Origin of the sequence: Rhodanobacter glycinis (assembly GCF_900114325.1) — a bacterium.
Classification (GTDB): domain Bacteria; phylum Pseudomonadota; class Gammaproteobacteria; order Xanthomonadales; family Rhodanobacteraceae; genus Rhodanobacter_A; species Rhodanobacter_A glycinis.
Window position 1 is genome coordinate 250,369 of sequence record NZ_FOSR01000001.1, and the last position, 22,694, is coordinate 273,062.

Sequence of the window (22,694 nt, forward strand, 5' to 3'; positions counted from 1 at the left end):
GTTTTCATTTAGCCGTTTATACGTCCAAAAAAAGGCCCTCGAACGAGGGCCTTTTTTGTGGGCGATTGTCGCGTCAGTTGACGGCGTAGAACGTGTGCGCGCCGATGGTGGTGCCGGTGCGATTGCGTTCCCACGTCGGCGATACCGCGGCAGTGGCGAAGTGGTCGGCATGGGGTACCACGAAGCGGCGCTCGTTGCGCGGCAGGTTCCAGTTGTTGATCGAGTCGCCGGCGATCTTCCATGCCTTCTGGAACGCGGCGAGATTGGTGATCTCGAATGATTTCGGCGTGGTGGCGGTGGCGAACTGGTGCGGCGCCGTGACGACATCGCACACCGTGTTGCCCCACCGGCCCTGGTCGCGGCGACGCATGGCCACCTCTGCAACCGCGAGCTGGCCGATGGTGGGCTGGCTGCGCGCTTCAAGGTAAACCGTCGTCGCCAGACAGGTCTGGTTGGCGAGGTGTTGGGGTAGCACGGACGCCAGCCACAACATCATTGCAAGTTTCATTCTGCCTCCAACGTGCTGTACGCGCGGGACGAATGGATGTCTCGCGCGCCGTTGCGATGGAGAGCGGGCAGGCCCTTCCACCTGGATTGATCACGCCGAACCGAAACTTGTGGTCGGGTGCTTTGCCACGGGATTGTGGCGTTCGACCGGCTGATCCGATGTCGGTCGAGGTGTGTGTTGTCTTGGCGCTGCAAGAGCCGTTTCGGCCCTGGTGCCTGCAACTGCTTTCGCCATTCGGCGTTCATTCCATCCGGCGTTGTTGCTGCCGGGTCGCGCTGAGATCCGGACCCCTCCGGTTCGTCGCGTACATCAGCGCCCAGTATTGGCGGCGCTTCCAAATGATCGGCGGAGACTAGTGGCGCTTTTCGTCGTGTGCAAGTGCCTTGAGGGAAATGTTCACATTCATTTCACGTTTGAATGAACGACAAGATCGTCTTGCAATGCGTCTGTATCAGTCGCTCCAGCCGGTTTCAAGGCGAAGGCTTGGACCTTCGTCGGAGGCGACCTCGGAGCCGTGTGGAAAGCGTTCCGCCAGTTCATCGGAGAGGACGGCGAGTGCTTCGGCGCCGTGTTCGTGTAGCAGCACCTGCAGCAACTGCACGGCGTCATCGTGTTCGACGTGCAGAACCGTGCCGTGAGATACGGCTTGCGACAACTTGACGCGGTGCAAGTGGCGCTTGTGGCGGCCGCGGTAATGCAGTCGTGCGACGATTTCCTGTCCGGGATAGCAGCCCTTGTCCAGTGCGACGGCGGGCAATCGGTACATCGACAGTGCGGGGGGCAGCAGCGTGTTGGTCGCGGCCTCCGGCAGCCACGCCCAACCGTCGAGCAATTGCAATCGGCGCCAGCTGTCGTCGCCGGAGAGGTGGTTGCCACACAGCAATGAATGATTGCCACAGCCCAGTTCGATGAGATCGCCATCGCAATTCACGTCGAAGATCGGTCGTGCCGGGCCGCACGCGAGCATCGATGAAGATGAGTGCGTCAGCCGGACCTTGGCGCGGAATACGAACTGCTGCAGCGATGAAGCCAGTTCATCGGGATGGTCGCCGCGCAGCAACAGCAGCAGGCGCTCGTCATCCAGCCGGAGCAGGTGGAACAGCGCGCGTACGCGCCCCTGCGCATCGAGCCATGCACTGAATTGCCACCGTCCGTTCGGCAGTGCGGCAATATTGTTGCTGAACTGCGATTGCGCGAAGGCGATGGCGTCCGGGCCTTCGATCAGCAGGGTATGGGCGGGAAGCGGAGTCGTCATCTGCAATGTCATGTAGGGGCTTGGGGCGGGTTGCACAAGGTGGATGCGTGCATGTCAATGGTTGTGCCGCACTGCCGCAAGTATTACGCTTTCTCGGCTAAAGAAAACCATGTCCAAGACGCCCTCTCAAACCGAAACCAAGCCCGAGTCCGCCGTGCCGGAACGCTCTGTCGTTCCTGCCTCCGACACGTCCGGCGAAGCAAAGGTCGAGCGGCCGGCGCCCGACCCGACGCGTTATGGCGATTGGGAAAAGAACGGGCGTTGCATCGACTTCTGATTCGCGCATGATCGGCGCGTGCGTCGATCGGCGAGGGAACGAGGCGAGGCGGCAAGGACATCCAGCGATTCCACCCCAGGATAGCCGCCATGGCAGACACGCGACGACCGCTCTCTCCGCATCTTCAGATCTACAAGTGGCAAGTGCAGATGGTGAGTTCCATCCTGCATCGCGCCACCGGCATTGCGCTGGCCGTAGGCACCTTGCTGGTGCTGTGGGGCCTGCTCGCGCTGGCCGCTGGAGAAAGTCATTTCGATCAGTTCAAGGCCTGCATCGGCAGTCCCGTCGGCATCATCCTGCTGATCGGCTGGAGCTGGTCCCTGTTCTATCACTTGTGCAACGGCATCCGTCATCTGGTGCAGGACACCGGCGCGGGTTACGCGATTCCGAAGTTCGTGCGCTCGAGCTGGCTGTCGCTGATCGCCAGCATCGTGCTGGTGGTGATTGTCTGGGCCTGGGTGCTGAGCACGGGAGGTGCCGCATGAGCGCGAACGCAAACGATCTGCGCAATCCCCTCAAGCGCGCCCGCGCGCTGGGTTCGGCACAGTCCGGTGCGGGCCACTGGTGGACCCAGCGCGTCACTGCCGCGGCACTGGTCGTGCTCGGCCTGTGGTTCGTGATCACCGTGCTGTGCCTGCTGCACGCCGATTTCGCCACGGCCCGGGCCACCGTGGCCAAGCCGTGGAACGCGCTGCTGCTGATCCTGTTCGTGGTCACCGCGTTCTGGCATGCCGTGCTCGGCCTGCAAGTGGTGATCGAAGACTACGTGCATACCCGCTGGAAGGAAGTCGTCCTGCTGGTAGCGATCAAGTTCCTCGCGGTGCTCTGTGCACTCGCGGGTGTGCTGGCCGTACTGCGCATCGCACTGGGAGCCTGAGCTCGATGGAAGCCTACAAGATTCAGCAACACAAGTATGACGTGATCGTGGTCGGCGCCGGTGGCGCGGGCTTGCGTGCCACGTTCGGTCTGGCCGAGAAGGGCCTGAAGGCCGCCTGCATCACCAAGGTGTTCCCGACCCGCTCGCACACCGTGGCAGCGCAGGGTGGCATCGCCGCCGCGCTCGGTAACATGGGCGAGGACGACTGGCGCTTCCACTACTACGACACCATCAAGGGTGGCGACTGGCTGGGCGACCAGGATGCGATCGAGTACATGTGCCGCGAGGCCATTCCCTCGATCCTCGAACTGGAACATTATGGCGTACCGTTCTCGCGCACCGAGGACGGCAAGATCTACCAGCGCCCGTTCGGCGGCATGACCACGCATTACGGCAAGGGCACCGCGCAGCGCACCTGCGCCGCGGCCGACCGCACCGGTCATGCGATCCTGCACACGCTGTACCAGCAGGCGCTGGCGCACGATGCCACGTTCTTCGTCGAGTACTTCGCGATCGACCTGATCTTCGACGAAGAGGGCGTTTGCCGCGGCGTGCTCGCGCTGGATCTCAACGAAGGTACCTTGCATCTGTTCCGCGGCCAGTCCGTGGTGCTGGCCACCGGCGGCTACGGTCGCGCCTATTTCAGTGCGACTTCGGCCCATACTTGCACCGGCGACGGCGGCGGCATGGTGCTGCGCGCGGGTCTGGCGCTGCAGGATCTCGAGTTCGTGCAGTTCCATCCCACCGGTATCTATGGCGCGGGCTGCCTGATTACCGAGGGCGTGCGCGGCGAGGGCGGTTACCTCACCAACTCCAAGGGCGAGCGCTTCATGGAGCGCTACGCGCCGAGCGCCAAGGACCTGGCCTCGCGTGACGTGGTCAGCCGCGCCATCACCATCGAGATCCGCGAGGGTCGCGGTGTCGGCGAGCACAAGGACCACGCCTTCCTGAACCTGATGCACCTGGGCGCCGAAGTGATCCATGAACGCCTGCCGGGCATTGCCGAATCGGCACGCATCTTCGCGGGCGTGGACGTGACCAAGGAGCCGATTCCGATCCTGCCCACGGTCCACTACAACATGGGTGGCATCCCGACCAACTATCACGGCGAAGTGGTGCAGAAGCGCGGCGACGACGTTGATGCGGTGGTGCCGGGCCTGTTCGCCATTGGCGAAGCGGCCTGCGTGTCGGTGCATGGTGGCAACCGCCTCGGCTCCAACTCGCTGCTCGACCTGGTGGTGTTCGGTCGTGCGGTGTCGCATCGTTGTGCCGAGCTGGTCAAGCCGGGCGCAGCGCACAAGGATCTGCCGGCCAGCGCGCTGGACAAGGCACTGGCCCGTTTCGACGCCATGCGCCATGCCGATGGCGATACGCCGACGGCGAAGATTCGCCTCGACATGCAACGCACCATGCAGACCGATGCCGCGGTGTTCCGTACGGGCGAGACCCTGAAGGAAGGTTGCGACAAGATCGACGCCGTCCACGCATCCTTCAAGCATGTGCGCGTCACTGACCGTTCGATGGTCTGGAATTCCGACCTGATCGAAACGCTGGAACTGGCCAACCTGCTCGACCAGGCAGTGGGCACCATGCATTCGGCCGAACAACGCCCGGAAAGCCGCGGCGCCCATGCGCGCGAGGATTTTCCGGACCGCAACGATGCCGAGTGGATGAAGCACACCCTGGTGAAGGTGGACGAAAACGGCAAGACCAGTTTCGACTACCGCCCCGTGCACATGCACACGCTGACCGACGAGGTCGACGTGGTGCCCCCGAAAAAGCGCGTTTACTGATTACCGACTGGAGAGGCAATCGTGGCCGAGTTCACGCTACCCAAGAATTCCAAGATCCAGCCGGGCAAGCACTTTCCGGCGAAGGACGCGAAAAAACCGCGTACGTTCCGCATCTATCGCTGGTCGCCGGATGACGGCGAGAATCCGCGCATCGACACCTACGAGGTCGATCTGGCCGCGTGCGGTCCGATGGTTCTGGATGCACTGCTGAAGATCAAGAACGAGATCGATCCCACGCTCACGCTGCGTCGTTCCTGCCGCGAAGGCATCTGCGGCTCGTGCGCGATGAACATCGATGGCACCAACACGCTGGCGTGCATCTGCGCGATCGATGGCGTGGCCAAGGGCGACGTGAAGATCTATCCGCTGCCGCATATGCCGGTGGTGAAGGATCTGGTGCCCGATCTCACGCACTTCTACGCCCAGTTCGCCTCGATCAAACCGTGGATCCGTACGCAGAGCGCGGCGCCGGATCGCGAGCGCCTGCAGTCGCCGGAAGATCGCAAGAAGCTCGATGGCCTGTACGAGTGCATCCTGTGCGCCTGTTGCTCGACCAGCTGCCCGAGTTACTGGTGGAACGGCGACAAATACCTCGGTCCGGCCGTGCTGCTGCAGGCTTACCGCTGGATCGTCGACAGCCGCGACGAAGACACCGGGGCACGCCTGGACGACCTGGAAGACCCGTTCAAGCTGTACCGTTGCCACACCATCATGAACTGCGCACGCACCTGCCCGAAGGGTCTCAACCCGGCCAAGGCAATCGCGGAGATCAAGAAGCTGATCGTGGAACGTCGCTCATAAGGAAACGTCGCCGCCCAGCGGCGACACCATGCTTCCTTCTCCCCTCCGGGGAGAAGAGCCTGCCCCGGACTCGATCCGGGGTGCCCGCAGGGCGGATGAGGGGAGGGTGCTCGCGAGAAGGCTGAAAAAGCTTTCCTTCGAATACTGCTCAGTCGCAAGATTGATCCTCTCACCTCAATCCTTTCTCCGAACGGGAGAGGGAGCAAAGGAGGCGCTTCGCGCGCTTTGATCTATGGACGAAGCCCACATCAAGCGCCTGCGCTGGCGCACCCGCCGCGGCACCCGCGAACTCGATGCCTTGTTCGGCGGTTGGCTGGACGAGGCGTTTCCGTCGGCCAGCGAAGCGCAGCGCCAAGCCTTCGACGAACTGCTCGATGTGCAGGACCCCGATCTGTGGGACTGGGTGATGGGGCACGCGCGAGCGCCCCGTGCGGACTGGCAGTCGATCATCGATGACATCCGCGCCCGCCATCGGCTTTGAGTACCAGCCGTCGCGGCTGCTTGCGCGTGCTTTGACCGCCGTACTGGTGTTGGCCGTGCTGGCCATTGCCTCGTGCGGCTTCGCGTGGTGGCTGAAGCCGGCTTTGGTCATCCTGGCGTTGGGTTTGTGGCTGCATGCCATGCGGCATCGCTCGGATGCGGATGTGACAGCGGCGGGCTGGGCCGCCGAAGGCGGTTGGAATCTGCATCGGGGCAATGGCGACGACGCGATGGCCACCCTGCTGTCGTTCCGCGTGCTGGGAAGCTTCGTGTTGCTGCGCCTGCGCGAGCAGGATCAACGCATCACGACCTTGCTGCTCGCGCCCGACAACAGCGACCCCGACATTCGCCGCCGCCTGCGCATGCGGTTGGCAGTGCGGGACGTAACCGCCGCCGATTCGTCATCCTGAACCCGGGCACTTTGCCTTGCCGGCACGGTCTCACCGAATACCTGATAATGGATGTCCGGGCGGCCTGCCCAGCGAACCCCACAAGCGACCTGCCCATGTTTCGACCGCTCGAGCTTTTCATCGGCCTGCGTTACACCCGCGCCAAACGACGCAACCAGTTCATCTCGTTCATTTCCAGCGTGTCCATCGTGTGCATCACGATCAGCGTGATGGCGCTGATCACCGTGATGTCGGTGATGAACGGCTTCGATTTCCAGCTGCGTTCACGCATTCTGGGCGCGGTTTCCGATGCCACGGTGTCCAGCATCGATGCGTCCGGCATGCAGAACTGGCAGCGCGCGCTCGAGATCACGCATGCCAATCCGCACGTGCGCGGCGCGGCGCCGTATGTCGACGTGCAGGCGTTCCTGCAAGGACGGGGGTCCTCCGGCGCCATGGTGCGAGGCATCGAGCCGAAGCTGGAACCGAAGGTGTCGGACTTCAGCAAGCACATGGTCTCGGGCCAGTTCGATTCGCTCACGTCGAAAAGCTGGAACATCCTTCTGGGCAACGAGCTGGCCATGCAATTGGGCGTGTCGGTGGGCGACAAGATCATCGTGATCGTGCCGCAACTGCGTGCCACGCCGTTCGGTTCGGTGCCCTTGGTGCGCAGTTTCCACGTCACCGGCATTTATTCGCTGGGCATGCACGACTACGACGCGAACCTCGCGCTGATCAACATGCAGGATGCCGAGGCACTGCGCAGCCTGGCTGGCCCTACCGGCATTCGCCTGAAGCTGGACAATCTCTGGAATGCCGCCCCGGTGGCGCACGAGCTTTCCGACAAGTTGGGTGACATCTACTCGGTGCGGACCTGGATGCAGGACAACGCCAATTTCTTCTCCGCCATCTCGATGGAGAAGCTGGTGATGGGCATCATCCTGTCGCTGATCGTGCTGGTGGCGGTGATCAACCTGGTCTCGATGCTGATGATGCTGGTGACCGACAAACAGGCCGAGATCGCGATCCTGCGGACCCTGGGCACCACGCCGCGCAGCATCATGGGCATGTTCATGGTGCAGGGCGTGCTGGTGGGATTGGTCGGCATCGGTTTCGGTGTGGGTCTTGGCTCGCTGCTGTCGTGGCAATTGCCGAACATCGTCGACTGGATCCAGGATGTGTTCCACGTGCAGTTCCTGTCGCCCGATGTCTATTACATCAGCCAGGTGCCAAGCCGGCTGGAGTGGCACGACGTGCTCTGGGTCACCGTGGTTACCTTCGCCTTCTCGCTGCTGGCTACCCTTTATCCCGCGTGGCGCGCCTCGCGCACGCAGCCGGCGCAGGCGCTGCGCTATGAATAAGTCGAATGCCATGAACAACGACACCGTGCTGCGCGTCAGCCATATCGCCAAGACCTATGCCGAAGACGGCCTGAAGACCGAGGTGCTGGTCGATGCCAGCTTCGAGCTGAAGCGCGGTGAGACGCTGGCCATCGTGGGCGCCTCGGGTTCGGGCAAGAGCACCTTGCTGCACATCATCGGCGGGCTCGACACGCTGACCCGTGGCGAAGTGGCGGTGGAAGGGCGCGTGCTGTCGACGCTGTCCGATGCCGAGCGCGGGCGCGTGCGCAATCGCTCGATGGGTTTCATCTATCAGTTCCATCACCTGCTGCCCGAATTCACCGCGCTGGAGAACGTATGCATGCCGCTGCTGATTCGCGGCACGCCGATTCCCGAAGCCGAGCAGCAGGCGATGACCTTGCTGGAACGCGTCGGCCTGGGTCAGCGCACGCATCACAAGCCGTCCGAGCTTTCCGGCGGCGAACGCCAGCGTTGCGCGGTGGCCCGGGCGCTGGTGACCCGGCCGGCCTGCGTGCTGGGTGACGAGCCCACCGGCAATCTCGACGAAGCCAATGCCGCCCAAGTCTATGAGCTGATGCTGGAGCTCAATCGCGAGATCGGCACCAGCTTCATCCTGGTCACCCACGATCAGCGTCTGGCAGCACGGATGGATCGCACGCTGGAGTTGCACAACGGCATGTTGCGCGAGCACGTGGCGGCGTAACTCGGCGCAGGCATTGCAGGCGCTGGTCGAGGCGCCCATGCGCCTCTGCCGCTGCGGGTAGCTACAGGCGATAACGGCGTTCGCCTACAGGCATCCGGCGTTCGGCGGGCTAGGCTTGCCCGGTCGGAGGGCGGCAAGGCGCAGGCATGGCGCGTGTGGCGGGACAGGGAACGATCGGCATCGGGCTGGCCTTGCTGGCCGGTGTACTGGTTGTGCAGTGGCTGCCGGTGCTGCCGCCGCGCTGGAGCATGTTGCTGTTGGCTGCTGGCACTTTGCCGTGTTGCTGGCGTTGGCCGCGCCTGCGTTGGGTGATGGTGTTGCTGCTCGGCCTTGCCTGGGCGGTCTGGCGCGGAAGCCTGGCGATGGAGGCGCGCTTGCCGCGCCATCTGGAAGGGCGCGATTTCAGCGTGACCGGGCAGGTCGCCGATCTGCCACAGGTGCGCGCGCACGCCACGGCTTTCCAGTTGCGCCTGGAGCGTGTCGTTCTGGATGGCCACCCGGTGCCGCTGCATGGGCTGGTGCGACTGGCCTGGTACGGCCAGCCACCCGCATTGCATCCCTGTTCGCGTTGGCATCTCACGCTGCGTCTGAAGCGTCCGCGCGGGATGATCGATCCCGGTGGCGCCGATAGCGAACGCAGCGCACTGGAACGCGGCATCGTGGCCGTGGGCTATGTGCGTGACGATCCGGCCAATGCGCTGCGCGCCTCGCCAGCGTTCTGCGTGAATCGCTTGCGTGGCTGGCTGGCCGACGAAATCATGCGCCGGGTGCCGAATGCCCACGACGCGGATCTGCTGCGTGCTTTCACGGTGGGCGATACGCGTGGGCTGGACGAAAACGACTGGGAGGTGGCGCGTGCCAACGGTGTCTCGCACCTGATCGCCATCTCCGGTTTCCACGTGGGCGTGGCGGCCGTTTTCGGCGTCTGGCTGGCACGCTTGCTGTATGCGCTGTGTCCGATGCTGGCGTTGCGCTGGCCACGCCCGTCGGCACAGGCTGCGGCGGCCTTGGCGACAGCACTCGTCTACGGCGCGCTGGCAGGGTTCGGCCTGCCCACGGTGCGCACGTTGTTGATGATCGCCGTGGTGGCGCTGGCGCGTTGCAGCCGCCGTCATGTCGGTGGTGCGCATGCGTTGGCGCTGGCGATGATCGCGATGCTGCTGTTCGATCCGTTGGCGGTGTTGTCGGCGGGATTCTGGTTGTCGTTCGTCGGGGTGGCGTTTCTGCTGCTGTGTCTGGTTGGACGTGGACGCGGTTGGCGAGCGTTCCTGCACGAACTGACGGCAGGGCAACTGGTCATGACGGTTTCGCTGCTGCCGCTGGGTCTGTGGTTTTTCGGTCAGGCGTCGCTGGTCGGCGCCTTGTCGAACCTGGTCGCGGTGCCGTTCGTCAGTTTCGCGATCGTGCCGTGTGCCTTGTTCGGCCTGCTCATGCTGTTGCTGTGTCCGCCGCTGGCCACGCCGGTATGGCGCCTGGCGGGCTGGATGGCGCATGCGCAATGGTGGCTGCTGGAGCACATGGCGACATGGCCGGGCGCGCACTGGTATCTGCCGGCGGTGCAGCCGTGGGCGCTGTTGCTGGCCATGCTGGGCGCCCTCTGGTTGTTCATGCCGCGCGGGGTGCCGTTGCGATGGCTGGGCATACTGTTGTTCCTGCCCCTGCTGTGGCCGCCGTTGTCACGCCCGGCGACTGGTGCCTTCCGGATGTGGGTGCTGGATGTGGGGCAGGGGTTGTCGGTGGTGGTGCGCACGCGACATCACGTGCTGGTCTACGACGCCGGCGCGCGTTATCCCTCCGGTTTCGACCTGGGGCAGGCGGTGGTGACGCCATCGCTGCACGCGCTGGGCATCGATCGGTTGGACATGCTGATGATCAGCCATGCCGACAACGATCATGCCGGTGGTGCAGTGGCGGTGGCGGGCGCGTTTCCGCATGCGCGCCGTTACGCCGGCGAAGTGGAGAAGATGGCCTTGCCGATGCAGCCGTGCCTCGCCGGCCAGGCGTGGACGTGGGACAAAGTGCGTTTTCGCGTGCTCAATCCGGTGTCCGCGGCGCCGAGTCGACGCGATAACGACCGTTCCTGCGTGTTGCTGGTGGAAGGGCCAGGCGGGCGTCTGCTGTTGCCGGGCGATATCAGCAAGCGGGTGGAACCGGCGGTGGCTGCGGCAGTGGAACCTGGCCCGGCACCCATCCTGCTGGTGCCGCATCACGGCAGTTTGACGTCATCCAGCGCCGGATTCATTGCCGCACTACGGCCACGGTTGGCGATCGTCTCGGCGGGCTGGCGCAACCGTTTCGGCCATCCGCGACCGCAGGTACTGCAGCGCTATGCCGAGGCCGGCGTGCCGGTGCTGAACACGGCGGTCCGTGGAGCCATCGAGGTGGATTTTCCGGTGACCGAGTCAGCCCATGTGGCTGCCACGTGGCGCCAGCGGCAACCACGCTATTGGCGTGAATGAAGGCCTGCGGGCACGCGGTTGCGCAACTGCCACCGGACGCACGGTAGCGGACGGGGACGCTGCTATGATGCGCGTTTCCGCAGTTCGTGCAGATGGGGGTTGGTGTGCTGGACATTCTGATGGCGGGCGGTTGGGCCATGCTGCCCATCCTGATCTGTTCGGCGATCGCGCTGGCGATCGTGCTGGAGCGTTGCTGGACGCTGCGTCGCAGCTCCGTGCTGCCACCTGGCCTGGGCCAGGAAGTGCGCGAGTGGGCGCGTTCCGACAAGCTCGACCCGTCGCACCTGGAGCAATTGTCCGCAGGTTCGCCACTGGGTGAACTGCTGGCCTCGGCGCTGGCCGTGCGCCATCGTCCGCGCGACCAGATCAAGGAGCGGCTGGAGGATACCGGTCGCCACGTGGTGCATCGCATGGAGCGTTACCTGAACACGCTGGGCACGATTGCGCTGATCGGCCCGTTGCTGGGCCTGTTCGGTACCGTGATCGGCCTGATCCGCATGTTCATGGAAGTAATGGGCGGCGGCATGGCCGATCCGACGCGCATGGCCGGCGGCATCGGCGAGGCGCTGATCTGCACGGCCAGCGGCCTCACGGTGGCGATCCCGGCCTACGTGCTGCATCGTTACTTCCGCTCGAAAGTATCGGCTTATTGCGTGGAGATGGAGAAGCAGGCCATCGTGCTGCTGGATGACCTCACGCCGGTTTCGCCGGTGGCTCCGGCACGTGTGCGACGGACGCCGGCTGCTACCGGCCATGCAGCGGTCTGATCGCCCATGCGCATAGGCAACGATCGCCGCAGCGACGATTTCGAGATCAACGTGATCCCGTTGATCGACGTGCTGCTCACCCTGTTGATGTTCTTCGTGCTGACCACCACCTTTGTGCAGCACTCGCGCCTGCAGGTAAACCTGCCGCAGGCCAGTGCGCAGGACCGCGACATGCAACCGCCGGTGCTGACCGTGATGGTGGACCGCGCGGGGCATTTCTACGTGGGCAGTGACGAAGTAGCAGGAACCAGCGTGGACCAACTCAAGCAGGCGATCGCCCGCGTGGCGGGTGATGAACGCGACCGCCAGGTGACCATCCGCGCCGATGCGATGAGCTCGCACCAGAGCGTGGTCACCGCGATGGATGCGCTGGGCCAACTCGGGTTTACCCATCTGGCGATTGCCACCACGCCGGATCGTCCGGATACGTCGCAATGAGTAGCTCGAAGCCTGCCGTCTGGGATGCGAAAACCTGGCAAGTCTACAAGCGGCTGCTGGGATACACGCGGCGCTACTGGGTGGTAGGTCTGATCACGATGATCGGCATGGCGGCCGATCCTGCAGGTCTTGCGGCGTTCACCAAGCTGCTGCGGCCGATGATCGATCAACTGTTCGCGAAGAAGGATCCTTATCTGATCTTCTGGATGCCAATCTGGATCATCGGGATTTTCGTGGTGCGAGGCATCGGCACTTTTGTCAGCAATTACGGCATAGCCTACATCGGACGAAATATCGTCCAGACGATCCAGCGCGATGTGTTCGCAGCCTATTTGAGGCTGCCGGCAGCGTTCTTCGGCGGCGAGCCCTCGGGCCAGCAGATCTCTCGCATTACCTATACCAGCGAACAAGTGGCATCGGCTTCCACCGATGCGCTAAAGGCGGCGGTGGTCGAAGGACTCATGGTCATCGCGATGCTTTACGTGATGTTGAGCAACAGTGCTTACCTCACGTTGGCTTTGCTGCTGATGGTACCGGCGGTTGCCTTGATCGCCACGGTGGTGAGCCGTCGCTATCGGGTGATCAGCCGACGTATCCAGGGCACGATGGGTTCGGTTACCAGTGCAGTGGAGGAGTCGGTAAACGCACATCGAGAAGTACGTATTTACGGTGGCCAGCGGCGCGAAGCAGGTCGATTCGACGATGTGACTCATCGCACCCGCCGGCTCAATCTGAAGATTGCAGCCACCAATGCCATGTCCAGCTCGGCCATTCAGGACGTGGGCGCGTTTGCGCTGGCAGCGCTGGTGTGGCTAGGCACGCGCCCGAGCGTGATCGACAACATCACGCCAGGCGTTTTTTTCAGCGTGCTGACGGCCATGGGTGCAATGTTGCCCTCGCTGAAGCGGCTCACCAATGTGCAGGCAAATATCCAGCGTGGTGTATCTGCGGCGGAAGATCTGTTCGAGATAATGGACCTGCCGTCCGAGGTCGATGGCGGGAACCGCGTGCTTGAGCGTGCACGCGGCGATCTTCGTTTCGAAAGCGTACGGTTGAGCTATCCGCGCAGCGACTTCGAGGCATTGCGTGGCATCGACCTGCATTGCGCGCCTGGCACGGTGACAGCGCTCGTTGGCCGTTCGGGCAGTGGCAAGAGCAGTCTGGCCAGCCTGCTGCCGCGCTTCAATGAGCTCACGGCCGGCCGCATTGTGCTGGATGGCGAGGATTACACGAGCTATACGCTGGCCTCACTGCGCCGACAGATTGCCTGGGTGGGACAAAGCGTGGTGCTGTTCGATGGCACCGTGGCTGAAAACATCGCTTATGGGGAACTGTCCGACGCGAGCGAAGATGCGATCATCGCCGCTGCCGAAGCCGCCAATGCCATGGAATTCATCCGCAACATGCCGGACGGCATCCACAGCCATGTAGGCGAGGACGGCAACCTGCTTTCCGGTGGCCAGCGCCAGCGTATCGCGATTGCCCGTGCCATCCTCAAGAACGCGCCTATCCTGGTACTGGACGAAGCCACCAGCGCACTGGACACCGAATCGGAACGGCTGATCCAGCAGGCGTTGCAGAAACTGATGCAGAACCGCACCACCCTGGTGATCGCCCATCGATTGTCCACCATCGAGCATGCCGACCAGATCGCCGTGATGGATCAGGGCTGTATCGTCGAACGTGGGACGCACGCCGAGTTGATGGACATGGATGGCTATTACGCCATGTTGCATCGCATGCAGTTCAACGAACCGCTGCAGAGCGGCGCGGACGACTGAGCACACTCCCGATGGCTCTGGCCGACACGCTTGCGCTGGCCTGGTACGACAACGGTCGAGTGCCCTGGTGGTGCTGGCCGCTGGCCGTGCTTTACGGCGGCGCGGGGCGGCTGCGGCGATGGGTTTACCGCAACGGCTGGCTGCGCAGTGAGACACTGCCGGTTCCGGTCGTCGTGGTGGGCAATCTCACCGTTGGCGGTACCGGCAAAACCCCGCTGACGATTGCCTTGGTCGAGGCGTTGCGCGCACGCGGGCGCAAGCCCGGTGTGGTCAGCCGTGGTTACGGCGGTGACCAGCGTGAGCCGCTGCTGTTGAGCGATGCCCCCGATCCGGTGCAGGTAGGCGACGAGCCGTGCCTGATCCACGCCAGCGGCGTGCCGGTGGCGGTGGGGCGCGATCGCCCGGCGGCGGCGCGCTTGCTGATCGATGCCGGTTGCGACGTGATCGTGGCCGACGACGGCCTGCAGCATTACCGCCTCGCGCGTGATGTGGAGATCTGCGTGATCGATGGCGTGCGCCGCTTCGGCAATGGCCGATTGCTGCCGCTGGGGCCGCTGCGCGAGCCGATGTCCCGGTTGCATGCCGTGGATTTTCGCGTCTGCAACGGCGAAACCCGTGTGGCTGGCGAGTTCACCATGCGGCTCGAGGGCAGTGTCGTGCGCGGCATCCCGGACGGGCGGGAGCAGCCATTGGGCGCTTTTCGCGGGCTGCGCGTGCATGCAGTGGCCGGCATTGGCCACCCGCAACGCTTTTTCGACAGCTTGCGGGCGCAGGGCATCGACGTCATCGAGCACGCTTTCGCCGATCACCACGCCTTTGTGCCCTCCGATGTCGATTTCCACGACGACCTGCCGTTGCTGATGACGGCCAAGGACGCGGTGAAGTGCCGGAAATTCGCACGCGATGGCTGGTGGAGCGTGCCGGTGCGTGGCGTATTGCCTGAAACCTTCTTCGATGAGGTGGTACGGCGCATCGGCGCTGCACGGTAATCGGTTCAGGCGTCGGGCCGTTTCGCCGCTATCATTGGCGCCACGGCCGGTGGTGCGCGCTGGCCTTGCCTCGTTTCCAAGTGGAGTTTTCATGAGCCTTATCCAGGTACCGGTGTCCCATGGCGAGCTGATCGACAAGATCACGATTCTGGAGATCAAGTCGCGGCGCATCGCCGATGCGGCCAAGCTGGCCAATGTGCGCAACGAGCTGGATCTGCTCAATGCCACCTGGTTGAACGATGCCGCTTCGCAAACCGACATTACCGACGAACGCGCCCGCCTGTTGGCGGTGAACGAGGCGTTGTGGGATATCGAGGACCATATCCGCCTGAAGGAAAAAGCGCAGGCTTTCGACGCCGAATTCATCGAGCTGGCCCGTTCGGTGTACTTCCGCAACGACGAACGCGCCGCCGTGAAGCGCGAGATCAACGTGAAGCTCGGCTCGCAATTGGTCGAGGAAAAGTCGTATCAGGATTATCGACAGCAGAAGTGAGCACGGCAGAAGTGAGCAAGGAAAAAGGGAGTGAGGCGTGAGAGAAAAGCGGCAGCTCAGCGCTTTTCTCTCACTTCTCACTCCTCTCGACTCACTCCTGGCTTTTCGCGAAAGCGTCGAAGCGCTCGATCACCTCGTCCACCGCGATCAGATCCATCACGCCGGGATATTCGATCTTGGTGCCCCAAGGGATGTCGGCGGCGGGTTTGTGCAGATATTTGCGTGCCGCCTCGTCGTACTTGTCCACGCACCAGCGCCGGTCGGAGTAGGGGCCGGAGCGGTCGGGGTTGCTGGCGGCGTGAAGTCCCAGCACCTTGGTGCCTGCGGCGTTGGCCATGTGCATCGGCCCGGAGTCCGGCGTCAGCAGCAACTGGGCGCGGTCGAGCAGGGCCATCAGTTTCTTCAGCGTGTCCTTGCCGGTGAGATCGAGCGGCGCCAGCTTGCAAGCGGCGAGCACGGTGTCGGCCAAGGCGCGTTCGGCGGGCGAGGGGCCACCGACCAACGCCACGCGCCAGCCGCGCGTGGCGGCGTGATCCATGGCTGCGGCATAGCGTTCTGGCCGCCAATTGCGCAGTGCATGACTGGAGCCGGGGCTGACCAGCAGGGTGGGCGTGTCGCCAGGCAGTTGTTCGGCCGCCCAGGCACGGGCTTCGTCGGAAACCGGAATGTCCCAGCGCACCCCGGTCTGCTTCAGGCCCAAGGGTTCGCAGAAGCTGCCGATCGCGTCCAGCACGTGTTCGCCGCTGCGCGCGGGAATGCGCTCGTTGACGACTAGTCCGTGCAGGTCCTTGGCGCGGGCGCGGTCGTAGCCGATGCGCCGGTCGGCCCTGATGCCGACACTGAGCAGATTCGAGCGCATCGCCACCTGCATCTGCAGCAGCGCATCGAAACGTCGCCCCTGCAGCGTGCGCCATACCTCGCGCATGCCGGCCCAACCGGCACTCTTGTCAAAAGTGATGAACTCCACGCCAGGCAGGTCGCCCACCAGCTTGCGCTCCAGCTTGCCCACGATCCAGGTCAGCGTGGTTTGCGGCCACGCCTGCTGCAGCGTGCGTACCAGTGGCACCACATGGGTGACGTCGCCGATGGCGGAAGTACGCAGCAGGCAGATCGAAACGGGAGCGGACATGTAGAATCGCCGGGCAATGGACGTGAGACGGAGCCGCTGAAGCACCGATGCAAGAGCAACTGCGCGAAGAAGCCGATGGCGCGATTCTGTTCGACGCCGTGGTGTCGCCACAAGTCGATGGTGACTGGTTTGCGCCGGATTACTGGCGCGAACGGGGCAGTTTGCGCACGCAGTCCGGTGGACGTGGCGGCGTCGCCGTGATCGCCACGCCTGCCGGCGAGTGCGTACTGCGACATTATCGCAGAGGTGGGCTGGTGGCACGCCTGCTGGGGGATCGTTATCTCTGGCGCGGCGCGGATCGCACGCGGCCATTCACCGAATTCCGCCTGCTGGCCGAGATCGCCCGGCGCAACCTGCCGGGACCAGCGGTCGTGGCCGCCCGTTATGTCCGGCACGGCTTGTTCTATCGCGCCGATTTGATCACCCGGCGCATTGCCGACGCCCGTACGCTGGCCGAATGCCTGTCCGCGGGGCAGCTTGATGCGGCGTTGGCGGAGGCGGTGGGTGAATTGGTTGCCCGTTTTCATCGCGAAGGCATCTGGCATGCCGACCTCAATGCGCACAATGTGCTGGTGACGGTGGAAGGTCTGTACCTGATCGATTTCGACCGCGGCGAATGGCGCCCAGTCGCCGCGGGCTGGCGGCAGTCCAACCTGCAGCGACTGCGTCGCTCATTGCTGAAGCTGGGCGCGGCGAAGCAGGGCGAGGCCGCGTTCGATGCCGAGCTGTGGACGCCCCTGATGCGTGGCTACGAGCGTACCCTGCAGGCATGAACTGGCATCTTCACTTCCTTGGAACCGGTGCTGCGCATGCGGTGGAGCTGGGCTCGTCGGCCGCAGTGCTGGAGCGCGATGGCGAGCCGTTGCTGCTGATCGACTGCGGTCCGGACACGCTCGACCGCTACCAGGCCGCCTACGGTCGCTTGCCGCAGGCGATTTACATCACCCACACGCATATGGACCACGTCGGCGGGATGGAACGGTTGTTCACCCGCGTATGGTTCGACGAAGCCTTGCGCGGCGGCATCCGCGTGTTCTGCCATGCCGCACTGGTGCCGTGGCTGCAGGCGCGGGTGGCGGATTATCCGGGCGTGCTGGCCGAGGGTGGCGTCAATTACTGGGAAGCGTTCCGGCTGGTGCCGTGCACGCGCGGCTTCTGGCTCGATGGCTTGTGGTTCGATGTATTTCCTTCGCGCCATCATCGTCCAGGGACCTCGTTCGGCCTTGCCCTGGCAGGCAGTTTTGCCTTTACCGGCGACACCCGGCCGATTCCCGAAGTGCTGCAGCACTGTGCCGGTGGCAGCGAGCTGATCGCCCACGATTGCGGCCTGCACGGCAACCCCTCGCATACCGGCATCGACGATATCGAACGGGAGTACGACGCGGCCACGCAGGCGCGCCTGCTGCTTTACCACTATGGCAGTGTGGCCGATGGCCAGGCGCTCGCGGCGCGTGGTTACCGGGTGGTGGGGGCAGGCCAGCGGGTTGCCTTGGACGCCCCTTCGGCCCCTCGCGTGGACGCTGGCTGAGTTCATCGATCCCTTGTCAGTTGCGCTGGCGGCCGCTATCCTTTCGCCTCTTCACCGGAGCGGTTTGTCCGGTGACGAGGGTTTTGCATGCGGAGAGGTGTCCGAGTGGTTGAAGGAGCACGCCTGGAAAGTGTGTATACGGTAAAACGTATCGCGGGTTCGAATCCCGCTCTCTCCGCCAGAATTTGAGTCATGCGACGGCCCTGCCAGGCTGGCGCAACAGCAAATCAATCAAGCGATATCGCTTGACGTCCATGGTGGCCCCGTCGGTCCCCCCGCGACGATAGTCCGCAAACTCCGCCAGGTCCGGAAGGAAGCAACGGTAGTGGATGATTCGGGTGCCGGGGTGTGGCTGGCGGGGCTGCCGCCATTTCCGGGATGGGTTTTACTGACTTAGCACGCCCGACTTGGCACAATCGACATTCGCCCCAAGGTGGTATGGAATGTCTTATCAAGTCCTCGCGCGCAAATGGCGCCCCCGCAAGTTCGCCGAGCTAGTGGGCCAGGAACACGTGGTGCGCGCGTTGACCAACGCGCTCGATACCGGACGCATGCACCATGCCTACCTGTTCACCGGCACGCGCGGCGTCGGCAAGACCACCATCGCGCGCATCTTCGCCAAGTCGCTGAACTGCGAGCGGGGCGAGTCGGCCGATCCGTGTGGCGAGTGTTCGGTCTGCACCGCGGTGGATGCCGGTCGCTTCGTGGACCTGCTGGAGATCGATGCGGCCAGCAACACCGGCGTGGATGATGTGCGCGAGGTGATCGAGAACGCGCAATACGCGCCGTCGCGCGGCCGCTTCAAGGTGTACCTGGTGGATGAGGTGCACATGTTGTCCAAGCCGGCCTTCAACGCGCTGTTGAAGACGCTGGAAGAGCCGCCGCCGCACGTGAAATTCCTGCTCGCCACCACCGACCCGCAGAAACTGCCGGTGACGGTGCTGTCGCGTTGCCTGAAGTTCAACCTGAAACGGCTGCTGCCCGAGCAGATCAGCGGGCAGATGCGGCACATTCTTGGGGCCGAGAACATCGAATACGAGGAAGCCGCGATCGGCGAGCTGGCGCATGCCGCCGATGGTTCGCTGCGTGACGGCTTGTCGCTGCTCGACCAGGCGATTGCCTATGGCGGCGGCGCGCTGAAGGCCGATGACGTGCGCGCCATGCTCGGCAGCGTGGAACGCGGTCAGGTGCTGGGCGTGCTGCAGGCCTTGGCCGATGGCGATGGCGCTCGGCTTTTGACCGAATGCGAGCGGATTGCCTCTTACTCGCCGGATTTCGCTGGCGTGCTGGACGACCTGGCGGCCGTGCTGCATCGCATCCAGCTGATCCAGCTGGTGCCGGGCTACCGCCCGGACGAGGGTGACGCGGCACTGACCGGGCTGGCCGAACAGCTGGCGCCGGAAGACGTGCAGCTGTATTACCAGATTGCCACCGGCGGGCGCCGCGACCTTGTGTTGGCGCCGGATGCGCGCACCGGTTTCGAAATGGCCTTGTTGCGCATGCTGGCGTTCCGCCCTGCGGACGACGGGGCAGGCGCACGGCCCGCGCGTACCAGTGGGGCAGCGGCCCCTGCAGCGCCGCCAGCGTCTCCGCGTGCTGCGGCACCCGTCCCTCAGCGCGCGCCGGTCGCTGCTGCGCCTGTCTCCGCAGCCCCGGTGGCCTCGCATCGTGCCGAGCCCGTGGCAGCTGCTGCAGCGGCTCCCGTGCCGGCCCCGGCTCCCGCTCCGGTCGCGCGCCGCGCCGACGGCCTGCCGGACTGGGAGGCGATGATCGAGCAGGCCGGTTTGCGCGGACCGCTGGGGCAGTTGGCGCAGAACGCGGCCCTGCGCGAACGTGATGGCAACACGCTGGTACTCGCCTTGCAGGCCGCCCACATGCATCTGGCAGTGGAGCCGATGGTCGGCCAGATGGCCGATCGCATCAGCCAGGCACTGGGCGAGCCGATCCGCCTGCGTTTCGTCAGCGACGAGAACGGCAATACCCAGACTCCCGCCGCCCGTGCGGCCAGCGCCCGCAGTGCGGCGCAGTCGGCAGCCGAGCAATCCATCGAGGAAGACCCGCTGGTACAGGCGCTCAAGCGCGATTTCGGCGCACGCGTGGTACCCGGCTCGGTCAAGCCCATCGAACACTGAACACTTCGGAGTACATGAGATGAGAGGTCAAATCGGCCAGTTGATGCAGCAGGCGCAGCGGATGCAGGAAGACATGAAGCGCGCGCAGGACGAGATCGCCAAGCTGGAGGTCACCGGCAATGCCGGCGGCGGCCTGGTCAGCGTGCTGATGACCGGTGCGCACGAGGTGCGCCGCGTGACCATCGACCGCAAGCTGTTCGCCGACGATCCGGAGATGGCCGAGGATCTGGTCGCCGCCGCGGTCAATGACGCGGTGAACAAGGTGGCCGAGGCCAGCAAGAGCAAGCTCGGCGGCGTCACCTCCGGGATGAACCTGCCACCAGGCTTCAAGATGCCGTTCTGAGAAGACAGGAGTGAGTGGAGAGAAGTGAGGAGTGAGAGAGCATCAAGCGCAGCTCTTCGCTTTTCTCTCACTCCTCACTTCTCTCCACTCACTTCTCGAGTCAATCATGTCCTCCGGCTCCCCACTTCTCGCTGATCTCATTGAAGCCCTGCGCTGCCTGCCCGGCGTGGGCGGCAAGAGTGCGCAGCGGATGGCGTTCCACCTGCTTGAGCGCGAACGCGAGCGCGGCCTGAAACTGGCCGATACGTTGCACGAAGCGATGCAACGCATCGGCCATTGCACCCGCTGCCGCAATTTCAGCGAGGAGCCGATGTGCACGATTTGCAGCAATGCCAGTCGTGACCGTCACTTGCTGTGCGTGGTGGAGTCGCCGGTGGATCTGGCCGCGATCGAACAGGCCACCGGTTATCGCGGTCAGTATTTCGTGCTGATGGGGCGCCTGTCGCCGCTGGACGGATTGGGGCCGCAGGAGCTGGGCCTGGACTTGCTCAGTGAACGCCTGGGCGAAGGCGAGATCGAGGAAATGATTCTGGCCACCAACCCCACGGTTGAAGGGGAGGCCACCGCGCACTATCTGGCGCAACTGGCGCGCGCGGCCGGCATCAAGCCGACCCGGCTGGCGCATGGCGTGCCGCTGGGGGGCGAACTGGAATACGTGGATCGCGGCACGCTGGCGCATGCGTTCGGCAGCCGCCTGTCGGTGGATTGAACGAGGATGGCGCACGATCCGGTACTGACGCTCGAGATTCCGGCCCCGGCCGAATATCTCGCGTTGCGTGTCGCCGCCGGCCTGAGTGCGATGAGCGAGGAAGGCGCGACGGCCGGACTGCCGGCCAGTTGGTGCTCGGTGTGCGTGCGAGTCGATGGCGAACTGGTCGGCATGGGACGCGTGGTCGGTGACGGCGGCCTGTTTCTGTTCGTGGTCGACATCGCGGTCACCCCGGCCTGGCAAGGGCGTGGCTTGGGGCGGCGCATCATGGAGGCGCTGATGGCGCGTGTCCACGAAACGGCGCAACCGCGCACGATGGTGGGCTTGATTGCCGATGGCACGGCGTACCGGCTTTACGAGAAATTCGGCTTCAGGCAAGTCGCGCCGGCGGCACACGGTATGCTGCTGCGTCTGTAAGTGAAACAGGAGAAGGTGAGCATGGGCGACACGATTTTCGGCAAGATCATCCGGCGCGAGATTCCCGCGGACATCGTCTACGAGGATGACGAGATCATCGGTTTCCGCGACGTGAATCCGCAGGCGCCGGTGCACGTGCTGTTCATTCCCCGCAAACCGATCGCCACGCTCAACGATGCGACGGCGGACGACGCGACCCTGCTCGGCAAGCTGCTGCTGGCATGCGCCGGTTACGCCAAGCGGGAAGGGTTCGCCGAGCAGGGTTACCGCACGGTGATCAATTGCAATGAGCACGGCGGCCAGACCGTGTATCACATCCACGTGCACCTGCTCGCGGGTCGGTCGCTGCATTGGCCACCGGGCTGATCCGGGCGCCGATCTCTTCGCGCGGATCGGTACCGTGGATGCGAAAACGCCGGCTGCATGGCCGGCGTTTTCGTGAGCGTTACTTGTGCGGCGGCGGTGGTGGGCGGCGCACCACGATGACGCGCGGAGCCGCCCAGTACGGATAACCGCCGTAGCCCCAGCCCGGACCCCAACCCGGGCCCCAGAACGGATCATAGAAACCCGGCGGGTAAGGATTGTTCACGTATATCGGGCGTTTTGGCCACAGGTAGACCACGTTGGCCTCGACGCGCGGATAGGCGTACTCGTACTCGCCCACCTTGTGCGACACCGTGCCGTGCAGGGTGCCCGTGACGGTCAGCTCACGCCCGCGGGTGAATACCTCGGGATCATAGAAGCCGGCGTGGCAGGCGACGAAGCGACCCTGGCTTTCACCCGAATTGCCCTGGGTCGGACGTGCCTGGCTGTCGAGCGGTCGCGCCAGGATGTAGAAGCAGGTTTCCTGCGGACCCGGCTCGGTCTTGATGATCTCGCCGCCCCAGCGCACCTGCTCACCACCGGCACCACCCTGTTGCGCGGCGGACGTGGGGACATTGGCGTAGTTGCCTTGCAGCGGCTGCGGCATGGTGGCGCAGGCGCCGAGGGCAGCGCTGGCTGCGGCCAGTATCAATATTCTGTAGCGGGGAGACATCACGGTTTCTCCAGTGGGGAGGACACATA

26 protein-coding genes, 1 tRNA gene and 1 other RNA gene are annotated in these 22,694 nt (G+C 64.4%); 24 read left to right on the forward strand and 4 right to left on the reverse strand.

Translation table 11 applies throughout. The annotated features are described in order from the left end of the window. Nucleotides 1-73 precede the first annotated feature (73 nt). Together BMY90_RS01145 and ygfZ are read right to left on the reverse strand one after the other, a co-directional pair. Nucleotides 74-508, reverse strand: a complete 435-nt coding sequence (locus BMY90_RS01145; RefSeq protein WP_037101197.1) for a cell wall hydrolase — start codon at nt 506-508, stop codon at nt 74-76. Nucleotides 509-959: 451 nt separating this feature from the next. Beyond that, on the reverse strand, nt 960-1,763 hold the full coding sequence (ygfZ, locus tag BMY90_RS01150) for a CAF17-like 4Fe-4S cluster assembly/insertion protein YgfZ (RefSeq protein WP_092700612.1): 804 nt from the start codon (nt 1,761-1,763) through the stop codon (nt 960-962). Nucleotides 1,764-1,872: 109 nt separating this feature from the next. On the opposite strand from ygfZ, the gene BMY90_RS01155 reads away from it, so the two are divergent. The 15 genes from BMY90_RS01155 (at nt 1,873) to BMY90_RS01225 (ending at nt 15,371) form a co-directional block, all read left to right on the forward strand. Continuing rightward, nucleotides 1,873-2,040: a DUF1674 domain-containing protein gene (locus BMY90_RS01155; RefSeq protein ID WP_081491810.1), complete on the forward strand. Its 168-nt coding sequence runs from the start codon at nt 1,873-1,875 to the stop codon at nt 2,038-2,040. Nucleotides 2,041-2,129: 89 nt separating this feature from the next. After that, nucleotides 2,130-2,525 carry a succinate dehydrogenase, cytochrome b556 subunit gene (sdhC, locus tag BMY90_RS01160; RefSeq protein WP_092700614.1) on the forward strand — a complete coding sequence of 132 codons (396 nt, stop codon included), beginning with the start codon at nt 2,130-2,132 and terminating at the stop codon, nt 2,523-2,525. Beyond that, nucleotides 2,522-2,917: a succinate dehydrogenase, hydrophobic membrane anchor protein gene (sdhD, locus tag BMY90_RS01165; RefSeq protein ID WP_008213917.1), complete on the forward strand. Its 396-nt coding sequence runs from the start codon at nt 2,522-2,524 to the stop codon at nt 2,915-2,917. Before sdhC ends, sdhD begins: the two co-directional genes overlap by 4 nt. A gap of 5 nt (nt 2,918-2,922) precedes the next feature. Beyond that, nucleotides 2,923-4,710, forward strand: coding sequence for a succinate dehydrogenase flavoprotein subunit (gene sdhA, locus BMY90_RS01170; RefSeq protein ID WP_008213919.1), 1,788 nt, complete (start codon nt 2,923-2,925; stop codon nt 4,708-4,710). Between the two features lie 21 nt (nt 4,711-4,731). Further along, nucleotides 4,732-5,511, forward strand: coding sequence for a succinate dehydrogenase iron-sulfur subunit (locus tag BMY90_RS01175; RefSeq protein WP_008213921.1), 780 nt, complete (start codon nt 4,732-4,734; stop codon nt 5,509-5,511). 232 nt (nt 5,512-5,743) lie between these two features. Continuing rightward, nucleotides 5,744-5,992 carry an FAD assembly factor SdhE gene (locus tag BMY90_RS01180; RefSeq protein ID WP_008213922.1) on the forward strand — a complete coding sequence of 83 codons (249 nt, stop codon included), beginning with the start codon at nt 5,744-5,746 and terminating at the stop codon, nt 5,990-5,992. Then, nucleotides 5,964-6,401, forward strand: a complete 438-nt coding sequence (locus BMY90_RS01185; RefSeq protein ID WP_008213925.1) for a protein YgfX — start codon at nt 5,964-5,966, stop codon at nt 6,399-6,401. Before BMY90_RS01180 ends, BMY90_RS01185 begins: the two co-directional genes overlap by 29 nt. Nucleotides 6,402-6,496: 95 nt before the next feature. Further along, a complete protein-coding gene (locus BMY90_RS01190; RefSeq protein ID WP_092700617.1) occupies nt 6,497-7,741 on the forward strand; it encodes a lipoprotein-releasing ABC transporter permease subunit in 1,245 nt (414 codons plus the stop codon). After that, a complete protein-coding gene (gene lolD / locus BMY90_RS01195; protein ID WP_139201658.1) occupies nt 7,734-8,444 on the forward strand; it encodes a lipoprotein-releasing ABC transporter ATP-binding protein LolD in 711 nt (236 codons plus the stop codon). Before BMY90_RS01190 ends, lolD begins: the two co-directional genes overlap by 8 nt. Nucleotides 8,445-8,590: 146 nt before the next feature. Continuing rightward, entirely contained in the window at nt 8,591-10,903 is a 2,313-nt protein-coding gene (locus tag BMY90_RS01200; RefSeq protein ID WP_092700620.1) for a DNA internalization-related competence protein ComEC/Rec2, read from the forward strand. Between the two features lie 104 nt (nt 10,904-11,007). After that, nucleotides 11,008-11,670: a MotA/TolQ/ExbB proton channel family protein gene (locus BMY90_RS01205; RefSeq protein WP_175481468.1), complete on the forward strand. Its 663-nt coding sequence runs from the start codon at nt 11,008-11,010 to the stop codon at nt 11,668-11,670. A gap of 6 nt (nt 11,671-11,676) precedes the next feature. Continuing rightward, a complete protein-coding gene (locus BMY90_RS01210; RefSeq protein WP_092700623.1) occupies nt 11,677-12,108 on the forward strand; it encodes an ExbD/TolR family protein in 432 nt (143 codons plus the stop codon). After that, nucleotides 12,105-13,889: a lipid A export permease/ATP-binding protein MsbA gene (msbA, locus tag BMY90_RS01215; RefSeq protein ID WP_092700626.1), complete on the forward strand. Its 1,785-nt coding sequence runs from the start codon at nt 12,105-12,107 to the stop codon at nt 13,887-13,889. The genes BMY90_RS01210 and msbA overlap by 4 nt, the downstream gene beginning before the upstream one ends. 11 nt (nt 13,890-13,900) lie before the next feature. Beyond that, entirely contained in the window at nt 13,901-14,878 is a 978-nt protein-coding gene (lpxK, locus tag BMY90_RS01220) for a tetraacyldisaccharide 4'-kinase (protein WP_092700629.1), read from the forward strand. A 91-nt stretch (nt 14,879-14,969) separates the two neighbouring features. Further along, entirely contained in the window at nt 14,970-15,371 is a 402-nt protein-coding gene (locus tag BMY90_RS01225) for a DUF6165 family protein (protein WP_092700632.1), read from the forward strand. A gap of 91 nt (nt 15,372-15,462) precedes the next feature. Here the strand turns inward: BMY90_RS01225 and BMY90_RS01230 are convergent, their stop codons facing one another. Next, nucleotides 15,463-16,500 (reverse strand): glycosyltransferase family 9 protein, encoded by a 1,038-nt coding sequence (locus BMY90_RS01230; RefSeq protein WP_092700635.1) that lies wholly within the window; start codon nt 16,498-16,500, stop codon nt 15,463-15,465. Nucleotides 16,501-16,547: 47 nt separating this feature from the next. Here BMY90_RS01230 and BMY90_RS01235 point away from each other — a divergent pair, with 47 nt between their 5' ends. The 9 genes from BMY90_RS01235 to BMY90_RS01275 all read left to right on the forward strand — a co-directional run bounded on the left by BMY90_RS01235 (nt 16,548) and on the right by BMY90_RS01275 (nt 21,995). Beyond that, complete coding sequence (locus tag BMY90_RS01235) at nt 16,548-17,273, forward strand: 3-deoxy-D-manno-octulosonic acid kinase (RefSeq protein WP_092700637.1); 726 nt, start codon at nt 16,548-16,550, stop codon at nt 17,271-17,273. After that, nucleotides 17,270-18,028, forward strand: a complete 759-nt coding sequence (locus BMY90_RS01240) for an MBL fold metallo-hydrolase (protein ID WP_008213936.1) — start codon at nt 17,270-17,272, stop codon at nt 18,026-18,028. Before BMY90_RS01235 ends, BMY90_RS01240 begins: the two co-directional genes overlap by 4 nt. 91 nt (nt 18,029-18,119) lie before the next feature. Further along, a tRNA-Ser gene (locus BMY90_RS01245) sits at nt 18,120-18,209 on the forward strand. Between the two features lie 83 nt (nt 18,210-18,292). Continuing rightward, nucleotides 18,293-18,389, forward strand: an RNA gene (gene ffs / locus BMY90_RS01250) — signal recognition particle sRNA small type. Between the two features lie 82 nt (nt 18,390-18,471). After that, nucleotides 18,472-20,160 carry a DNA polymerase III subunit gamma/tau gene (gene dnaX / locus BMY90_RS01255; RefSeq protein ID WP_092700640.1) on the forward strand — a complete coding sequence of 563 codons (1,689 nt, stop codon included), beginning with the start codon at nt 18,472-18,474 and terminating at the stop codon, nt 20,158-20,160. 19 nt (nt 20,161-20,179) lie between these two features. Then, entirely contained in the window at nt 20,180-20,503 is a 324-nt protein-coding gene (locus tag BMY90_RS01260; protein ID WP_008212789.1) for a YbaB/EbfC family nucleoid-associated protein, read from the forward strand. 106 nt (nt 20,504-20,609) lie between these two features. Next, the gene (recR, locus tag BMY90_RS01265; RefSeq protein WP_008212786.1) at nt 20,610-21,212 is read left to right on the forward strand and encodes a recombination mediator RecR; all 603 of its coding nucleotides are present in this window, start codon (nt 20,610-20,612) and stop codon (nt 21,210-21,212) included. A gap of 6 nt (nt 21,213-21,218) precedes the next feature. Further along, entirely contained in the window at nt 21,219-21,629 is a 411-nt protein-coding gene (locus BMY90_RS01270; protein WP_008212784.1) for a GNAT family N-acetyltransferase, read from the forward strand. A gap of 21 nt (nt 21,630-21,650) precedes the next feature. Further along, entirely contained in the window at nt 21,651-21,995 is a 345-nt protein-coding gene (locus BMY90_RS01275; protein WP_092701061.1) for a histidine triad nucleotide-binding protein, read from the forward strand. Between the two features lie 79 nt (nt 21,996-22,074). Here the strand turns inward: BMY90_RS01275 and BMY90_RS01280 are convergent, their stop codons facing one another. After that, the gene (locus BMY90_RS01280; RefSeq protein ID WP_037100422.1) at nt 22,075-22,665 is read right to left on the reverse strand and encodes a Slp family lipoprotein; all 591 of its coding nucleotides are present in this window, start codon (nt 22,663-22,665) and stop codon (nt 22,075-22,077) included. Nucleotides 22,666-22,694 lie beyond the last annotated feature (29 nt).

Coding starts and splice junctions, on each gene's coding strand:
- BMY90_RS01225 (WP_092700632.1), top strand. CDS start 14,970: ATGAGCCTTATCCAGGTACCGGTGTCCCATGGCGAGCTGATCGACAAG.
- msbA (WP_092700626.1), top strand. CDS start 12,105: ATGAGTAGCTCGAAGCCTGCCGTCTGGGATGCGAAAACCTGGCAAGTC.
- BMY90_RS01235 (WP_092700637.1), top strand. CDS start 16,548: ATGCAAGAGCAACTGCGCGAAGAAGCCGATGGCGCGATTCTGTTCGAC.
- BMY90_RS01230 (WP_092700635.1), bottom strand. CDS start 16,500: ATGTCCGCTCCCGTTTCGATCTGCCTGCTGCGTACTTCCGCCATCGGC.
- BMY90_RS01180 (WP_008213922.1), top strand. CDS start 5,744: ATGGACGAAGCCCACATCAAGCGCCTGCGCTGGCGCACCCGCCGCGGC.
- BMY90_RS01275 (WP_092701061.1), top strand. CDS start 21,651: ATGGGCGACACGATTTTCGGCAAGATCATCCGGCGCGAGATTCCCGCG.
- lpxK (WP_092700629.1), top strand. CDS start 13,901: ATGGCTCTGGCCGACACGCTTGCGCTGGCCTGGTACGACAACGGTCGA.
- BMY90_RS01200 (WP_092700620.1), top strand. CDS start 8,591: ATGGCGCGTGTGGCGGGACAGGGAACGATCGGCATCGGGCTGGCCTTG.
- lolD (WP_139201658.1), top strand. CDS start 7,734: ATGAATAAGTCGAATGCCATGAACAACGACACCGTGCTGCGCGTCAGC.
- BMY90_RS01210 (WP_092700623.1), top strand. CDS start 11,677: ATGCGCATAGGCAACGATCGCCGCAGCGACGATTTCGAGATCAACGTG.
- recR (WP_008212786.1), top strand. CDS start 20,610: ATGTCCTCCGGCTCCCCACTTCTCGCTGATCTCATTGAAGCCCTGCGC.
- dnaX (WP_092700640.1), top strand. CDS start 18,472: ATGTCTTATCAAGTCCTCGCGCGCAAATGGCGCCCCCGCAAGTTCGCC.
- ygfZ (WP_092700612.1), bottom strand. CDS start 1,763: ATGACGACTCCGCTTCCCGCCCATACCCTGCTGATCGAAGGCCCGGAC.
- BMY90_RS01190 (WP_092700617.1), top strand. CDS start 6,497: ATGTTTCGACCGCTCGAGCTTTTCATCGGCCTGCGTTACACCCGCGCC.
- BMY90_RS01260 (WP_008212789.1), top strand. CDS start 20,180: ATGAGAGGTCAAATCGGCCAGTTGATGCAGCAGGCGCAGCGGATGCAG.
- BMY90_RS01240 (WP_008213936.1), top strand. CDS start 17,270: ATGAACTGGCATCTTCACTTCCTTGGAACCGGTGCTGCGCATGCGGTG.
- BMY90_RS01155 (WP_081491810.1), top strand. CDS start 1,873: ATGTCCAAGACGCCCTCTCAAACCGAAACCAAGCCCGAGTCCGCCGTG.
- BMY90_RS01270 (WP_008212784.1), top strand. CDS start 21,219: ATGGCGCACGATCCGGTACTGACGCTCGAGATTCCGGCCCCGGCCGAA.
- sdhA (WP_008213919.1), top strand. CDS start 2,923: ATGGAAGCCTACAAGATTCAGCAACACAAGTATGACGTGATCGTGGTC.
- BMY90_RS01280 (WP_037100422.1), bottom strand. CDS start 22,665: ATGTCTCCCCGCTACAGAATATTGATACTGGCCGCAGCCAGCGCTGCC.
- sdhD (WP_008213917.1), top strand. CDS start 2,522: ATGAGCGCGAACGCAAACGATCTGCGCAATCCCCTCAAGCGCGCCCGC.
- sdhC (WP_092700614.1), top strand. CDS start 2,130: ATGGCAGACACGCGACGACCGCTCTCTCCGCATCTTCAGATCTACAAG.
- BMY90_RS01145 (WP_037101197.1), bottom strand. CDS start 508: ATGAAACTTGCAATGATGTTGTGGCTGGCGTCCGTGCTACCCCAACAC.
- BMY90_RS01185 (WP_008213925.1), top strand. CDS start 5,964: ATGACATCCGCGCCCGCCATCGGCTTTGAGTACCAGCCGTCGCGGCTG.